The 15806-nt window shown below is 64.7% G+C and carries 12 protein-coding genes; 7 read left to right on the forward strand and 5 right to left on the reverse strand.

Annotation, left to right across the window (positions count from 1 at the left end):
- The first annotated feature begins 107 nt into the window (after positions 1-107).
- Together K349_RS0100255 and K349_RS0100260 are read left to right on the forward strand one after the other, a co-directional pair.
- Positions 108-2300, forward strand: coding sequence for a methyl-accepting chemotaxis protein (locus tag K349_RS0100255; protein WP_025745596.1), 2193 nt, complete (start codon positions 108-110; stop codon positions 2298-2300).
- Positions 2301-3093: 793 nt separating this feature from the next.
- Complete coding sequence (locus K349_RS0100260) at positions 3094-3852, forward strand: sulfite exporter TauE/SafE family protein (protein ID WP_157367209.1); 759 nt, start codon at positions 3094-3096, stop codon at positions 3850-3852.
- A gap of 17 nt (positions 3853-3869) precedes the next feature.
- On the opposite strand, the gene K349_RS0100265 is transcribed toward K349_RS0100260, so the two are convergent.
- A complete protein-coding gene (locus tag K349_RS0100265) occupies positions 3870-4898 on the reverse strand; it encodes a TAXI family TRAP transporter solute-binding subunit (RefSeq protein WP_025745600.1) in 1029 nt (342 codons plus the stop codon).
- 584 nt (positions 4899-5482) lie between these two features.
- Here K349_RS0100265 and K349_RS18945 point away from each other — a divergent pair.
- Positions 5483-5635 (forward strand): hypothetical protein, encoded by a 153-nt coding sequence (locus tag K349_RS18945; RefSeq protein ID WP_157367211.1) that lies wholly within the window; start codon positions 5483-5485, stop codon positions 5633-5635.
- A gap of 267 nt (positions 5636-5902) precedes the next feature.
- A complete protein-coding gene (locus K349_RS0100275; protein ID WP_420834449.1) occupies positions 5903-6343 on the forward strand; it encodes a ribonucleoside-triphosphate reductase in 441 nt (146 codons plus the stop codon).
- Between the two features lie 95 nt (positions 6344-6438).
- On the opposite strand, the gene K349_RS0100280 is transcribed toward K349_RS0100275, so the two are convergent.
- Positions 6439-7152, reverse strand: coding sequence for a B3/B4 domain-containing protein (locus K349_RS0100280; RefSeq protein WP_025745605.1), 714 nt, complete (start codon positions 7150-7152; stop codon positions 6439-6441).
- 1211 nt (positions 7153-8363) lie between these two features.
- On the opposite strand from K349_RS0100280, the gene K349_RS19255 reads away from it, so the two are divergent.
- Positions 8364-8882 (forward strand): putative metalloprotease CJM1_0395 family protein, encoded by a 519-nt coding sequence (locus K349_RS19255; protein ID WP_169731270.1) that lies wholly within the window; start codon positions 8364-8366, stop codon positions 8880-8882.
- Between the two features lie 89 nt (positions 8883-8971).
- On the opposite strand, the gene K349_RS0100290 is transcribed toward K349_RS19255, so the two are convergent.
- Together K349_RS0100290 and K349_RS18950 are read right to left on the reverse strand one after the other, a co-directional pair.
- Complete coding sequence (locus tag K349_RS0100290; RefSeq protein WP_025745609.1) at positions 8972-9211, reverse strand: hypothetical protein; 240 nt, start codon at positions 9209-9211, stop codon at positions 8972-8974.
- A gap of 145 nt (positions 9212-9356) precedes the next feature.
- Positions 9357-9521 carry a hypothetical protein gene (locus K349_RS18950; RefSeq protein WP_157367212.1) on the reverse strand — a complete coding sequence of 55 codons (165 nt, stop codon included), beginning with the start codon at positions 9519-9521 and terminating at the stop codon, positions 9357-9359.
- Positions 9522-10141: 620 nt separating this feature from the next.
- Here K349_RS18950 and K349_RS0100300 point away from each other — a divergent pair.
- Positions 10142-11935 carry an NHL repeat-containing protein gene (locus K349_RS0100300; protein ID WP_157367213.1) on the forward strand — a complete coding sequence of 598 codons (1794 nt, stop codon included), beginning with the start codon at positions 10142-10144 and terminating at the stop codon, positions 11933-11935.
- A gap of 51 nt (positions 11936-11986) precedes the next feature.
- Here K349_RS0100300 and K349_RS15830 read toward each other — a convergent pair whose 3' ends face one another.
- On the reverse strand, positions 11987-12886 hold the full coding sequence (locus K349_RS15830) for an arginase family protein (protein ID WP_157367214.1): 900 nt from the start codon (positions 12884-12886) through the stop codon (positions 11987-11989).
- A gap of 826 nt (positions 12887-13712) precedes the next feature.
- On the opposite strand from K349_RS15830, the gene K349_RS0100310 reads away from it, so the two are divergent.
- Positions 13713-15806 (forward strand): sensor domain-containing diguanylate cyclase, encoded by a 2094-nt coding sequence (locus tag K349_RS0100310; RefSeq protein WP_169731271.1) that lies wholly within the window; start codon positions 13713-13715, stop codon positions 15804-15806.

Below are 15806 nucleotides of genomic sequence, written 5' to 3' on the forward strand. Positions count from 1 at the left end.
CGAATCTGGGAAGGCGGGCAAAGGCGGACGAGGGTGGGGCAAGGTGGGCGCAGGAACGCCCGCGGCAGGGCGCGAAGCGCCGGAGACGAAAGAGTGGAGGACGCACCATGTGGAAAGGGTTGCGGATTCGGACGAAGATACTGGTCGGAGTGTTGCCTCTCGTGGTGGCGGTGTTCGCCGCCATGATCGGCTATGTGGCCGTGGAGGCGCGGAAACTCGCGGTTCGGGACGCCCTGGACCGGGCGGAGCAGACCGCGCTGGTCTACGCGGGGCGTTTCGGCGACACGCTGAACGATGCCATGGGATCCGCCCGCTCCCTCGCGGCGACGCTGGCGGGCATGCGCACGGCGGGCTCTCCCTCCCGCGAGGTGGCTCTTTCGGTCATGAAGAGCCTCGCCGAGGCCACTCCGTCCTATCTGGGCGTGTGGACCGTCTGGGAGCCCGACGCCTTCGACGGAAAGGACCGGGAGTTCTCCGGCGCGCCGGGGCACGACGCGTCGGGGCGCCTTGTCGCCTACTGGAACCGCGCTTCGGGGAGCCTCCTTCTCGAACCCTGCGTGGACTACGACAATCCCGAGGCCTGGGACTACTATAGGCGCTCCCTGGACACGGGGAAAGAGGTGATCATGGAGCCCTTTGTCTACGCGGTGGGGGGAAAAAACGTGCTTCTCGTGAGCCTCTGCGTTCCCATCGTCGTGGACGGAAAAGCCCTGGGCGTCGCGGGGGTGGATATCGCCACCGACACCATCCAGGAGATGGTGAAGAAAACCCGCATCTTCGGCAGCGGTACCCTGACGGTCATCGCCGGAGACGGCACGCTCGCGGGGCATCCGAAGGACGAACTGGTCGGAAAGAAGATCACCGATCCGAAGATTGCCGCGCCCAACGCGGCGACGACGCTGGCGCGCATCGCCCGGGGAGAGACGTTCACCCTGCGGGAATATTCCGCGGCGTTCGGGAGCGATGTCTTCAAGGTGCACGTTCCCCTCTCGGTGGGACGCACGGAAACGCCCTGGAGCGTGGTCGTGCTGGCGCCGGAGGCGGCGATCTTCGCGGGGGTGGACCACCTTGGGCGCGTCACCGCCGCAGGAGCCGTCCTGGGAATCGTGCTGCTCTGCGCGGTGATGTTCTTCCTCGCGGGAAGCATCGCCCGTCCTTTGAGCACCCTCACCGGGCGGATGCGCACCTTTGCCTCGGGGGATCTGACGGTGCGTTTTTCCGAGGGGAATGCCCAGGGCGGGGCGGACGAAGTGGCCCTCATGGCCCGTTCCCTGGACGAGATGGCGTCCTCGCTCGGCGCCGCCCTGGAGGACGTGCGCTCCGCCGCGGAGGATGCGGCGGGCTCCGCCGAATCTCTCGCGGCCCTGTCGGAGGAAGCCGTGGCCTCCATGGAGGAAGTGAAGAGTTCCATCGATGCCGTGGCGGATCTTTCCGGGCGAAACGCCGAAGCGCTGGCCTCGACCAACGCGGGAGTGGAGGAGATCTCCTCCGGTGCGGCGAGCGCGGCGAACGCCGCGTCGGAAGGCGCCGAGGCGGCCTCGGGAACCGCCGCGGGAAGCGAGCGGGCCGTCGCCCGGGTGGAGGGCGTCATCGAAAAAGTTCAGGCCATGGGCGAAAAGGCCGAGGAATCCTTCAAAAGCATGGATCGCGTGGCCACGTCGGTGAGTTCCATCACGCGGTTTGTCACTACCATCAAACAGATCGCGGACCAGACGAACCTGCTTGCCCTGAACGCCGCCATCGAGGCGGCCCGGGCGGGCGAGGCGGGGCGGGGATTTGCGGTGGTGGCGGAGGAAGTGCGAAAACTGGCGGAGGAATCCAATGGAGCGGCCAAGCAGGTGGAGAGCCTCATCAGCTCGCTCCAGGCGGACACGAAGCGCTCCCTGGATGTCACCGCCGAGGCGGGAGGCATCATGAAGGAGACCGTGGCCGCGGCCGCGGAGGCGGAGAAAGAGCTGAAGCAGGCTCTCGCCGAGATCGCCCGGGTGGACGACGTCATGCAGAACATCGCCGCGGCGGCGCAGGAGCAGGCCGCGGCGAGCGCCGAAATGGCGGAGGGCATCGACCGGGCCGCCAAGGGAACCGGAGAGATGGCCAAGAACCTGGAGTCCATCAAGGACGCGGCGGACGAGACGTCCAAGGCGGCGGAGAGTGTCGCCCGGGAGGCGTCGAGTGTCTCCGAGGGGACGGAACTCATTCGGAATCGGCTTGCCGTATTCCGCACGGGCGGGATCTCTTCCTCTTCCGCTTCCGTTCCCGCAACGTCCGGATCTCTTCGCGCGCTGCCGAAGGCGACGTAGCGGGCGCTCGAGAGGCACAGTGCGCCCCGGACGGGTGCCCGAGGGCGGCAGGCAGTGACTTCCGCGACATAGAGGACGCGCCCGAAAGACACGGTGCGCCCCGGAGATGGCGCACTCCGGCGGAGGTCTATCGGGAGCTGGCTCTATCTCCGTTGCGTTTGGCGTGACAATCCAAGGGAATCTCTGAATAAGGCTGCGACAGCCCCGCAGGGCGCCTCGCAGAGCCTGATGCGACCCGAGTCAAGGGAAAGCGAAAGGTCTTTATTCAGGACTTCCCAAGAAGTGATGACCCAAGAAGCGACAACGGGGAGGCGCACGCCTCCCCGTTCGCACCTCTCGGCAGCACGGGTGTTGCCGCCACTCCGGTGTTTGTCTCCGAAGGCGCACCGGTGTTTTCGGTCGCCTCCGCATTGGTCCGTGCGTTTTTCCCCGCCTGCGGTACAATACGAAAAAGCTCTTTCCGCCGGAGAAAATCCGCACGGAATGTGGCACTGTCGGAAGGCCCTGGCGGTTTTGAGAAAATGTGGCGCACTGCGGCATGTGTCTACAAAACGAATGCCCCATGGCTGTCGTGACGTTTGCAACGACACATTTGGCGACCACCATTGACGGTTGCGCCGTTGGCGATCATGCCATGAACGGCCATGCCTGAAGGCCGCGCCATCGACCGGCCGTTATCCCGCCAGGGCGGTCAGCTCTCCGCCCTGAAGAGCTGAAGGCCGCGTCATGGCGTCATGGATCGACCGCACCGTTATCACATCGTATCGTATCGGCGAAAGAAGGGGAGAACTGCGTGGAACTCGAACTGACGCACGTGGCGGGACTTCTGGCCCTCGGGGTGGTGGCGGGATTTTTGAACACTGTCGGAGGCGGGGGATCGCTTCTGACGCTGCCGCTGTTGACCTTTATGGGAATGGATCTCGCCGTGGCGAACGCCACGAACCGGATCGGCATCTTTCTTCAGTGCGCCGCGAGCACCTGGACCTTCCGCAGTCAGGGCGTGCTCTCCCTGCGCAACGTTCTCCCCTTGGGCATTGCCGCTTCCGCGGGCTCCGCCTTGGGGGCGTTTCTGGCCATTCAGATTGACAAGCGGGCGCTGAACCTCGCCATCGGCGTGCTCATCTCCGTCATGGCGGTGCTCCTGGTGGCGAAGCCCCGCATGTGGGAGGAGCGGAAGGTCGTCACCTGGCCGAAGTGGGCGGTGTGGGCGCTCTTCGCCGCCATCGGCGTCTACGGCGGATTCATCCAGGCCGGAGTCGGGTTCTTCCTCTCCTGGGGGCTCGCGGGGGTCGCGGGGTACGACCTGGTGTCGGGAAACGGGGCGAAGAGCTTCATCGTCTTCCTCTATACCGCGGTGAGCCTGGTGCTCTTCTTCGCCGGAGGGCTGGTGAACGTTCCCGTGGGGCTCATTCTCTCCGTGGGCGGCATGGCCGGGGCCGTGCTGGGCGCCCGCTTCGCCGTGGCGAAGGGCAACACCTGGATCCGGTGGATCCTGGCGGGGATCATTTGCGTCACCGCCCTCAAGATGGTCCTGGACGCCCTTCTGCACTAGGCCGCGGGGAAGTGGCCTCAGGGCAGCAGCTCCGGGGGGATGTGCACGCCCTTTTCGGTGAAGAAGCGCACTGCTCCGGGGTGAAGCGGCGCCCCGTAAAGCCCCGCCAGAGGGTTGTCGTAGTCCACCTTGGTGAAGGCCGCGTGCTCCTTCGCCATTGCTTCTTTTCGGGCGTAGATGACCGTGAGCATGTCGTACACCACGTTCTCGGGAAGGCTTTCGTCCGCTAGAAGCGCGGACCTGACGCCCGCCACGCCGAGGGGCTCTGTCTGCCCGGGGTAGGTTCCTTCGGGAATGACCACCCGGGTGTAGAAGGGAGCCTCGGCGGCGAGTTTTGCCATGTCGTCTTCGGAAAATTCGAGAAGGGTCACCGCCGCCGGGGTCTCCAGAAGCTCCGCCACGGCTTTCGTGGGAATGCCCGCCTCGGCGTTGAAGGCGTCGATCCGACCTTCCCGGAGCGCCTGCGCTCCCTCGTCGTAGCCGAGCCGGACGGGAACGATGTCGCTCCAGGAAAGCCCCGCGAGCGTCCGGAGGAGCACGCCGTTGGAGAACTCCGTTCCCGAGCCGGGCGGGCCGACGGCGATCCTCTTTCCCCTCAGGTCGCTCCAGGTCTTGATTTTCGCGCCGGCGCGGCAGACGAACTGCGTCACGTCGGGCCACAGCCCCAGAACGTAGCGGAGGTTCGGAATCCGGTTCCCCTGGTAGTGCAGCGTTCCCGTGGCGGCGAACCCGGTGAGATTGGCCATGGCGATGGCCATCGCCGCGTCGCCTTTCTTCAGCAGCTCCAGGTTTTCCGCGGTGCCCCCGGAGAGCCGGGCGGACCAGCGGAAGCCCCCCTTGCCCAGGGCGGCGTTGAAGTGCGTGGCGAGGATCTCTCCCACGGGAAAATACGTTCCTCCCCTGCTGCCCGTGGCGATGGTCAGATGCCGTTCCGCCGCTCCGAAGGGCGAGACCGCCGGAAGCGCCGTGGTCACGATGATCGCCGCGGACACCGCCGCCAGAATTCCCAGGATCGTCAGGCCCGAACGAAGTCTTCCTCTGTTCATTCCCTCGTCTTGCCTCCCGTTGGTTTCGGAACGATCTTTCCTGCCGCAGGGCAACCCGTTTCCGCGGCCCCGGAGAGGTGGCCGCCGCCCCTGGTGCGCCTTCCACTGTGTTTTTTAAGGATAAGGGGCGTCCCGTTTGCGCGCAAGTGAGACTTTTGTCCCGTCTTTTCTTCATGCGTCGTCGTGCGGCAGAGGGCGGCGTTCCGCCGTGTGCGACACCCGTGCGGAGCGGGGCGGGCGCGGAGGCTGCGGAGGGGGATGTCTGTGCGGATTCTTTGGAAAAGCGCGCTGCTCTGCTATACTGATAGGAAATGGAGGAGAGCATCGCTTCGGCGCACTTGCGTAGCGCCTTTGATTCTGGGAAGCTCTGAACAAGACCGTTCGCTTTCCCTTGACTCGGGTCGCATCAGGCTCTGCGAGGCACTTTCGGGGCTGACGCAGCCTTATGCAGAGGTTCCTCTGATTTCGACTCTGATGCTGATTCCGGCTCCGATCCTGGCTTCAATCCTGATGCTGCCGCCGGTTCCGACTCCGACTCTGAATCCGACTTGATTCCAGCTCCGGCTCCGCCGGTGAACGTTCCCGTGGGGCTCATTCTCTCCGTGGGTGGCATGGCCGGGGCCGTGCTGGGCGCCCGTTTTTCCGTGGCGAAGGGCAATACCTGGATCCGGTGGATCCTGGCGGGGATCATTTGCGTCACCGCCCTCAAGATGGTCCTGGACGCCCTTGCGCGCTGAGACGCGGCGCGCTGCGCGGCGGGCGGTGCGGCATGCATGCAGGACCCTGATGTCCGGGGGAGGCGAAAAACGCGTTCCGTGTGTGGTCTCCCCGCGCCGCATTTTTTTCCGTTTTCGTCCTGCCCTTCTTGCTCGTGCGAAGACAGAGGCGACGTGAAAGCGGTGGGCGAGTGGTGGATGGAGCACGGAGGTCTATCGGGAGCTGGCCCACTTCCGTTGCGTTTCACGTGACAGTCCGAGGAGATTCGAAGAGCGAGGACAGAAAGGGTGACGTCCATGCTGGAGCAGAAGATCATCGACGCGGTGCGTCGGGAAGTGCCGAATCTCGGAGAGACCTTTGTGCGCAAGAAGGACATCTGGGAGCTGAAGGCGCTTCTTGCGGAGCGGAAGGCCTTTCTCTCCAGAAAAAAACTCTTTTTCCGCGCCGCTTTTCGGGTGGACGAGGCGGCCAGGAGCGTGCGCTACAGCGAACGTCTCGAGGAGTCGGGGAGCGGTTTTGGCGCAGGGGACGACTTCGCCGGGGTAGGGGTACGCACGTGGAAGACCTCCTCGGGAAAAGAGGGACGTACTGGGGATATCAAGGAAACGCTGCGTCTCTTCGGAGAGACCTATTCCTTCACCTTTCGCTGTGAGGCCGTGCGAGAGGTGGTGAAGCGCATCGCCGAGGAGGAGGGGTTCTCCTTCGACTATCGGATCGGCGGCGTGTAGCGGCGTGTAAAGGAAGCGAGAGGCGCATGATTGCGCCTCTCGCTTTTCGAAAACCGCCTTTGTTGCCGACGGGCGACGCGAGAGAGAGGCGCGCCTCAGGCGATCTCGAAGCCCGGATGTTCCGGATCGAGGAGGTGGATCGAGGTGGTGCCGCCGCAGTGGGTGCGCACCAGGGTTGCCACGTCCTCCGCCTTGGCGAGCACGTCCGCGGCGGTCACGGGAGTCATGCCGTCCACGTTGATGGCCACCGCCCGGGTTTCGGGAGTGATCTTGCTCGTGTCGCCGTTCTTCCAGCACCAGACGCGGCAGAACACGTTGCCGTTGCCTGTGTCGTAGTAGATGACCTCCCCCGGAACGGGGTGCTCCGACTGGTCCGGCTGGCCCAGGGGAACATAGGTCTCGCTCCCGGTGGCGAAGCCCAGGCGCAGGTCTCCCGTGACGACGCCCAGGTCGTCGCCGCCGCAGGAACCCACGTAGGAAAGGCTCACGGCGTTGAAGATCGCCACGATCTTGTTCACGAAGGGGAGATCCTTTCCCGAGCGGACCCGCTTGATCAGGTTCGCGATGGAGGGGGCGTGGCGGTTCGGATTGAGCCCCATGTCGCGGAAGACCTGCATCCACGCCGCGATGTGGGGGTGGTTCTTGTAGTCCTCAAGGGTCGCGTCCTCCCGGATGCGGCGCTCCTGCTCCCGCAACAGCGCCACAAGGGCCTCGGGCTCGCCCGAATTGTCCAGATCCTTCGCCACCACCACGGCCCGGCGAAAGCCGGGAAACCGTTCGAAGACCGCCTGTTCCACGTCGATGCGCATGTGTTTCCGCCTCCTGAAGGAAAATCGTCGCGACCGGGGTCGGCGAAAAGCCCGAGAGGTCGCGAGCATGTCGGCATGTAAGGTGCGTGTCGCCGGGCCTTTTCCTGGCCACCTCGGGGCGCGGATCTCAAAGAGGAGTCCGGTGCCGCGCCTCCAGTTCCGTCGTCGAAACGTGTTTCGTCAGCATTGTGTCATCGGGTTTCCGCTTCCTCCGCCTCGGGGAGTGCGCCGCCCGCCCCGTGCGTTCCTGCGGGTGACCGAAGACGCCCGGAACTCCCTTTGGGGTGGGGACAGGCATCCGACCGGCTCAGCCGGGTGGGGCGTTTCAATGCACGGAGCGGAAGAACGGGATTTTTTGGCGCCGCCGATGTCCACGCCCCGTTCCTGCCGTTGCCACCCCGGAAGGGCAATGGTGTGCGCGGCAGTTGTCTTTACCTTACCGCTCTTTTTACGGGAGGTCCAGCGCAGATTTCCCCTTGCGATCTGGAGAGAATGCTCCGGGCGGGAGTTGTGTGCGTCAAGTTGTGCAAAAAGGTTTTCATGGTGTTTGGCGGCCGTCTGCGGCGATTAGCCACACTTTTCCAAGAGTGCCTTTTTGTGTTCGATCTGGAAAGGATGCGATGGGCGGGCGGGGAAGCGTCGGGCCGGAGACCCGGCGCAGGTTTTTCTTCTGGGTGGGGGAGAGTGTCGCCGGCGGGAGATCCGTTGCGGCATGCGCGGCATGCGCGGTTACCGGACGCGGGAGTGCGGATTCCCCTGATAAGCCGTTGCGCCATGCGGAGCATGCCCGGAATGCGCGGAATGTGCGGAGGGGGATGTCTGTGCGGATTCTTTGGAAAAGCGCGCTGCTCTGCTATACTGATAGGAAATGGAGGAGAGCATCGCCCCGGCGCACTTCCGTAGCGCCTTTGATGCTGAGAAGCTCTGAACAAGACCGTTCGCTTTCCCTTGACTTGGATCGCATCAGGCTCTGCGAGGCACTTTCTGGGCTGGCGCAGCCTTATGCAGAGGTTCCTCTGATTTCGACTCTGGTGCTGATTCCGGCTTCGGCCCTGGCTTCAATCCTGATGCTGCCGCCGATTCCGACTCTGGCTCTGAATCCGACTTGTTCCGGCTCCGGCCTCGACATCAATGCCGGTTTTTGCTCCGGCTCCGAGGGGGGAGAAGCGCGCCGGAAGAGCAAGGCTTTTATGGAAGGAGGTGCCCGTGCCATGGATCTGAGCGCGGCGATTCTCGCGGCGGGTGCCGCGCGGCGCCCGCAGGAACAACGGCGCAGTGCGAAGGAGGACGAGGGAACGGCGCCGCTTTCGCTGCCGGGAAGCGGAGAGAACATTCCGGAGGAACTGGATCCCCGGATCCGTCGTTTTCGGGAGATAGAAAAGGACGTGCTCGCCCACGAGGCGGCCCATGCGGTCTCCACGGGGGGCATGGGATGGCCCGTGGTCTACCGCTACGCCACGGGGCCGGACGGGCGGCGCTACATCGTGGGAGGGCACGTGACCATCGGTGTGCCCAAGGGACGCACGCCGGAGGAGCAGCTTCGCATTCTCTCCCGGGTGATCGGCGCGGCCCTGGCGAATCCGGACCCCTCGCCGGGGGACAAGGCGGCGGCCCGCTGGGCCGCCCGGGCGGAGCTCGAGGCCCTGCGGGAGCTTCAGGCGGCCCGGCGCGACTCTCTGGAGGAACTCGACCTGGAGTCCCTGCTCCCCACCTTCGGAGCGGAACTGTAGCCGCTTCGGTGGGTGCCTTGATCCGCGATCTCCCTGATCCACGTGCGATCGGGGTGTTCCCGTCGCCGCGATCGATTTCGGGGAGAAACTCAGGGGTTTTGTGCGGGAGCAGTGTTGCCGGCGAGCCATCCGTACAGGCCTTCGATGTCGAAATCGCCACAGGCAAGACCGATGGCGACCTCAAAGAAGCTCTCGTCGTCTGCCGTGAGAGCGATGCCGTTCAGCTCGAGAAAGTAGTTGCCGGGGAACATTCCCAGACGCTTGTTTCCGTCGAGGAGCGGATGTCCTTTCTTTGATGATCTCCTGATCCTGGCGGCGGGGATGTGCAACGGATCGTCTCCGAAAAGGTAGGCAAGTCCTTCGAGATTGAGGATGTATTCAATGGGACCGAAGTTGATGACGCGGATGGGGTCTTCCCTGTATTCCGCCTGAAGGAAAGCGATGCCTTCTCAGATGTTGTCTCTCGTCAGCCACTCAATAGTTGGCGAGGGCATCGAAGGCGGCTTTGCGGGTCTCCATGATTTTCTTTATGATGCTGCGTCTCTTCTCGGAGAGGCAGACTCTCTTGACGGATGTTCCCTCGCCGGCAATAGAGACAAGGACATCCCTGCACTGGGGGTGTCCTTTGGTTGTTTTCATGGCTTGGCCTCCTTTTTTTCAAGAATTTCCAAGAACGGCAACGAGCGTCCGTGACACCCTTCTGTTCGAATTATACCTTAAGAAGCGGAGCCGGAAGAACGGTGTCTCCGCCGCTCCTTGGTGCCGCCGCGCGTGCGCCCCTCGTTCCGCCTTTCCGGCGGCGAAGAGGGCTCTGTGTCGTGCTGCGCATGACGGTGCATGAGCAAAAAGGTGAAAAGAGGGGCTTTTTCGACCGCCGAGAGACGCAAAGGCGCTGCCGTTGCTTTTGACAGCTTCGATGTCGTTCTGTCATTGTGGAGTAGCATGAAAAAGAGTTAAAAGAAAAAACGCCGATGTCCGGTCGCATCGTTCCTCGGATCGTCGTTTTTTTCGAGGTGACGCTCTCTTTCCGGTTTTTCCTCTCTTTTCGGAGTGCAAACTCCATGCGTGCGGCAAGGTCGCGGCATGGGGGAACGGCAGTGACGCACGGAGCTGCCGAGGGCGAAACGGGAACCTGCGGGGAACGATTCCGCAGGGACAGGTGTGTCGTGTGCTGTCGGTGTGGAATGGAATGTGTTGCCTGGAGTGTGTCTGCGGAGCGGGTGATCCTTGTCGGGATCGCCCGGGAAGGGAGATGGGGAATGCGGCGTTCGGTTCGTCCCGGTGTGCTGTGCGTTCTTTGCGGTGTCGTGGCGATGCTGTTTTTTGGCGCAGGGGCGCCGTGTGGTCCCTGTGAGGCCTCGGGGCCCCAGGGACTCGGGTCCCCCTATCTGATCGACCCCGCGAGCGGGGACGGCAGCTTCATCGTCGTGCACAAACCCCAGGCCGGGGCCTGCCTGGCCGCCGGAGGATGGGAGGCGGTGCGCTACTTCGCGGATGGAACGCGGGACACGAGCTTCGTCTGTGCCAGCCCCGACGTGTGCCGCACCTCCGGTGGAGGCGGCGGCGGGGCTGCGGGGAGCCGGGGCCTCGGGGACGCGACACCGCCTCTTGGTTCCGCCGTGGACGGAGTACGGGGGGAATACTACCTCCTCCGCACCGACGCCATTTATCTCCACGATCTGGAGACCGGCGAATCCAACGGCAAGCTGGCGCTTCCCTCCGCGGGAGATGGATTCGCCGCGCCGCCGAAGAGCATGGCCAGTGGAGGCTCCCCTCCCGGAGGTTCACGCCTTTTCTTTGTGGTGGATGCCAACGGTGCCGTCTGGAAATGGCAGTTCAACATCAGCGACGACGTGAACTGGACCAAGATCTCCGACAAGCCCGCAGGGACAATGACAAACCCGAAGCGGGTAGGGGGCAACGCCGCCGACACGGGGGCCAAGCCCTACCTGGTGTTCACGTCGGGTTCTTCGGGGAGCTGGGCCAGCCAGGTCTACATGCACGATGGCTCGAACTGGACCTTGAAGGGGGAGACGTCGTCCCCGTTCAACCGTTCCCTGGACGGCATCGCCGTGGGGAGCACGGGGCTCGTGTACACGACGGACACGGAGAACAACAAGATCGTCCGCTTCGGAACGGGGGATCCGACGAGCGGAACGGTGTTCGCCGGCACGTCCACCTGGTGCGAGGGAATCACCTATCATCCCGGCTCGGGGCGGATTCTCGTGACCGGAACAGGGGACGGCAAGGTGTACCAGTACGACCTCAGCGGAAACCTCGTCTCCTGGGGAGCCGCTCCCTCCGCGACACCGTCGCCGACGGCATCTCCCACGGCATCTCCGTCGCCGACGCCGTCCGTCTCGCCCACACCGTCTTCTTCACCCTCCGCGACGCCGTCTCCCTCGGCCTCACCGTCACCGTCGGTGTCGCCGCTGCCCACGCCGTCGGATCTTCTGGAGCCCACGCCCGTGCTGGAGGGAGGGTCCTGGGTGACGAGTCCCACGCCCATTCCCGAGGGGCTCCGCGTCCTCGAAGGGGCGCTGCCGAAGGGGTTTGTCTTTCCGCAGTGGTTCCTGTGGCTGATTCTGGGTAACACTATCGACGCCGACGGCGTGCAGGTCGTGCAGGTGGGCGAGGCGTGGGAGATACGCCTGAAAATGCTGGACGATGCAAAAGAGTTCAAGGTCGTCCTCGATTCGGAGAGGGACGAGCAGGGAGGCGTGTCCTACCGCTGGTCGCTCTTCTTCTGGAACAACGAGACGGGGCAGTGGGAGGCGGGAGTGGGTGACGAGGCGGAGAGCCCGGAGAGCCGCGGGTTCGTCGCCCGGGACACGCAGCTCGAATGGACCTTCGAGGACGGCGGTTCTTTCGACCTCGATGGCGTGCAGGATGGATTCGTCTCGCTCCGTCGGGCGTCGGTGTTGCTCGGTGCCCCCGTCGCCGCCACGGGAACACCCGAGGGTGGAGGCGGGTCGGGGTGCGGCATTTCCTCGGTCTCGCTTCCGGCGGCACTGCTGCTGGCGCCGCTTCTGTTCCTGTTCCGGCGCTTCTGACGGGGAAACGCTGCCGCCGCTCCGCTCCCGGAGGAGGCGGCGGCGGGGAGGTTACAGGGAGCGGAGGGAGTCGCCCAGGGCGACAAAGGACGCCAGGCAGTCCGCCGCACGGGGTTCCTGAGGGGCAAACTCCACGAGGCTGAAGCCCGCCACGTGCCTCTCCCGGAAAAGCGCGCCGAGGATCGCCAGCAACTCCTCCGGGGCGAATCCTCCCGAAGTGGGGCAGAGGCAGTGGGGAAAGCGCGCCGGGTCCATGGCGTCCAGGTCCAGATGGATGTAGACCGACGAGGCCTTTGTGCCTTCGAGAAAACGCCCGATGGACTCCAGGCACGCTCCGGGCGGTGCGGGGGGAATGACCTGGATGCCCGCGGCGTGTACGTAGGCTTCCTCCGGCGGATCGAGGTCCCGGGTGCCCACAAGGGCCACCTGGTACGGTTCGAGCCAGGGCGTGCAGAGGGCCGTAAAGGCCGGATCTCCCTCGCCGAGGAGACAGCGGAGCGGCATGCCGTGAAAGGCGGCGCTCGGAGACGACTCGGGGGTGTTCAGGTCACCGTGGGCGTCGAACCAGAGCACCGCCAGGTCGCCGCCGCAGCGGGCGTTCAGATACGCCAGGGGAGCGAGTTCCACCGCGCAGTCCCCTCCGATGGTGAAGATCCGCTTCGGAGCCTCTTTCGCGAGCAGCTCCCGTGCCGTTCGCAACTGTTCCAGCAGGGCGGAGCGTCCGTGGATGCCCGCCTCCAGGCGCTGTTCTCCTCCGGTCGGAACGGGAACTTCCAGGCACGCTCCGTCTGCGAAGAATCGCTCCCGCAGTAGCAGTGCGCCCCGGTGGAGCGCCAGCGTGTCGCCCGACCCCTGCCACTGGGGAAAAAGGAGCCGCAGCGGTTTCCGAGGGCCTCCGCTCCGCGCCGCTGCGGCTTCTGTCGTCGTTCCGTTGTGCGTCATCGCCGTCATGTTCCTCCTCGTCGTTCTTTCCGCATGTTTTTGCCTCTTCCCTGACCGGAAGGCCTGTCGTTTCGCTGCCTCCCGCCCCGTGCTCGTTCCCGCCTCATCCTCACCTGCGGAAAGATGTTTGTTTCCGCGGTCGTCTTCGTTCGCAGGTGGCCGGAGGGACACGCTCCACGAGGCTGAATTCCGCCACGCGTCTCCCTCGGAAAAGCGCGCCAAGGATGACCGACGGCGCCTCAGGGGCGAATCCGCCCGGTATGTGTGGAGCTAGTCTATCTCCTGGGGGAGTTCGCCTCGGGAATGATGGGCGAAGCCTCCTGGGGTGTATGGAGCTAGTCTATCCCTTCCTCCGTTGGTGTTTCAAGAAGGGAATTTTCTTTTTTCCGTCCTTTCCGGTAGACTTAAATGGTTCCGGAGTAGGCTCCTGGTGGGTGCTGAGATGTGCTTCGTGTGAGCTGAAAGTCTTTGCCCTGCCGGGCGAAGAGACGTGCCCGACCTGTGCGTGGGCTGCAGACTCCCATGACTGTCCTGCGCATGTTTCCTCGATTGCTGCGTGGGGACGATCAAGCGGAGCCTGAGAGACTCGTGAACCGGAGGACCTGCGGACCTGAAGAGCGGAGGGGCTGCAGATCCGGGAGCCTGAAAATCCGCGAACCCGAGCCGGAAGACCGGAGGGCCTGAAGGTCCGGGACTCTGAAGGAGCAGGGTGTCTGAGGATCTGAAAACCGGAAGGTTCGTAGATATGAGGACTGAAGACATGGAGCGCGAGGGACACCGGAAGAACAGGGAGCGAGAAAAAGAGAGAGGATTCGGGATGGAGAAGAGCGACGCAATGACGAAGAGAGACGGAATGGCGAAGAGTGATGCAATGACAGAGGGAGAAGGAATGACGGAAAAGAACGGAACGATCCGCGGCGCTTCGGCGTTTGAAAATCCCGGAGACGGGCGAGGCGTGGAGGAAACGCTCCCGGAGGCTGGCCGGGCCGGGGAAGGGAAAAACGCGCCGAGCCCCCCCGTGCGGGAAGAGGGCTTCGGCGGTTTCGCCGGGTCGCTGGCGAAGGAAGTGGCGCTGCGGGTCTCCCTGTGGGCGGTGCTGCTGATGGTGGTCATCACCGGCCTGGGGTACTGGACTCTTTTTGTCGCCCGGGAGGAGCAGACGCTGGAGAACCTGGCGGACTTCGCCGCGGGGCGCGTGGAGAGTGAGCGCTTTCTCTTCGATCTCGCCCGGGATGACCTGCGCATCCTCGCGAAGGAGTTCCTCGACCTCTACCGTTCGGACGTTTCCTTCTCCGAGGAGGAATTCTGGACCTACTTTTTCCGGGACGACGCCGGGGCCGTCCGGCTCCGCCGGAAATATTTCGACGGCACGGCCCCGGCGAAGGGGCTGTTTTTCCGGGGCATTTCCGCCTTTGTGGGAAACAACCAGAAGACGCTCGACGAGGATTTCCGCCGCCGCCTGCTCCTGTCGTACTTTCTCGTCACCCGCCTTGGCCCCGCCCGGATCGATCGTTTCGCCAACCTCTACGTCTCCATGCCCGAAAACGGCATGGTCATCTACTGGCCCGAGGAGCCCTGGGGGCTCACCGCCCGGGCCGACCTGGTCATGACCGACGGCGCGGTGATCAGATCCACGCTCCAGGAGTTCAACCCCGAGCGGAAGCCCGGCTGGACCGGGCTCTACTATGATCTCACCGCGGAACACTGGATGATCACCTACCAGCTTCCCGTGGATTATGAGGGGCGGCATCTGGTTACGCCCGGCGTGGACGTCACCCTGGACGATCTCATGGAGCGCCTGGTGGCGCGGAAGATGGACGATGCCGAGGGCGCCTACAATTTCGTGGTCACGTCGGACGGCAAGCTGGTGGCCCATCCCGACCGGCTGCACAAGGCAAAGGAAGAGGGGGGAATCCTGAGCATCGACAAGCTCGACGATCCGGACCTCGCCGCTCAGTACGCCCTCGTTTCCGCGAACGCGCCCGGAGAGGGCGAGGCGCCCCGCATCGTCCGGGACGAGCGCCGCGATCTCTATCTCGCCGTGGCGCGCATGCCCGGGCCGGAATGGTTCTTCGTCGCCGCCTATCCCCGGGCGGAGCTGCTCGCCCGGGCCCACGAGTCGGCCCGGCTCGTCCTCGTGTTCGGCGTGCTGCTCTTTCTCGCCTTCATGATTGTGGTGACCCTGGTACTCAGGCGAAGCGTCGCCGAGCCGCTGGGTGTGCTCCGCAACGTCTCCGGGGCGCTGTCCCGGGGTGAGTACGCCGCTCTTTCGGGCGGGGCCTTCCTGGCGGTGGCGTCCGCGCGGAACGAAGTGGGGCTTCTGGGGAGAGCCTTCCGCGACATGGGCTTTGCCGTCCGGGACGCGAATCGCCTTCTGGAAGAAAAGATCGCCGCCCGCACGAGCGAGCTTGCCGCGGCGAACCTTAAGCTGGAGGAACTCAGCTTCCGAGATGGGCTGACGGGCATCTACAACCGCCGGGCCTTCGACCGGGACCTCGACGAGGCGTTCCGCCGGGCGCTGCTGGGGCAGGGGAGTTTCGCGCTCGTGCTCTGCGACGTGGACTGGTTCAAGCCGTACAACGACACCTACGGCCACGACGAAGGCGACAGGGTGCTCCGGGAGATCGCCCGGGTGATGACCGAGAACGTGGGGGCCTGCGGCGATGTCTATCGCTACGGCGGAGAGGAACTGCTGGTCATCCTCCGCGGCGCCGACGGAGACGACGCCCGGCACGCCGCGGAGCGCCTCCTTGCGGAGGTGCGCGCCCTGGGTATTCCGCATGCCGCCAGTCCCCACGGCATCGTGACCGTGAGCGCCGGTGTGGGCGTCTTCAGCCCGGAATACCAGTCTCCCGGCGAGATGGTCCGCGAGGTGGACAGCCGGATGTACCTCTCCAAGGCGGGAGGCCGCAACCGCATCACTGCCTAG

The sequence above is a fragment of the Aminiphilus circumscriptus DSM 16581 genome (assembly GCF_000526375.1).
GTDB classification, from domain to species: domain Bacteria; phylum Synergistota; class Synergistia; order Synergistales; family Aminiphilaceae; genus Aminiphilus; species Aminiphilus circumscriptus.

Excerpts from the sequence above, each read along its gene's own strand:
- K349_RS0100300 (WP_157367213.1), top strand. The coding sequence starts at position 10,142 with ATGCGGCGTTCGGTTCGTCCCGGTGTGCTGTGCGTTCTTTGCGGTGTC.
- K349_RS19255 (WP_169731270.1), top strand. The coding sequence starts at position 8,364 with ATGGATCTGAGCGCGGCGATTCTCGCGGCGGGTGCCGCGCGGCGCCCG.
- K349_RS0100310 (WP_169731271.1), top strand. The coding sequence starts at position 13,713 with ATGACGAAGAGAGACGGAATGGCGAAGAGTGATGCAATGACAGAGGGA.
- K349_RS0100280 (WP_025745605.1), bottom strand. The coding sequence starts at position 7,152 with ATGCGCATCGACGTGGAACAGGCGGTCTTCGAACGGTTTCCCGGCTTT.
- K349_RS0100255 (WP_025745596.1), top strand. The coding sequence starts at position 108 with ATGTGGAAAGGGTTGCGGATTCGGACGAAGATACTGGTCGGAGTGTTG.
- K349_RS18950 (WP_157367212.1), bottom strand. The coding sequence starts at position 9,521 with ATGAAAACAACCAAAGGACACCCCCAGTGCAGGGATGTCCTTGTCTCT.
- K349_RS15830 (WP_157367214.1), bottom strand. The coding sequence starts at position 12,886 with ATGACGGCGATGACGCACAACGGAACGACGACAGAAGCCGCAGCGGCG.
- K349_RS0100265 (WP_025745600.1), bottom strand. The coding sequence starts at position 4,898 with ATGAACAGAGGAAGACTTCGTTCGGGCCTGACGATCCTGGGAATTCTG.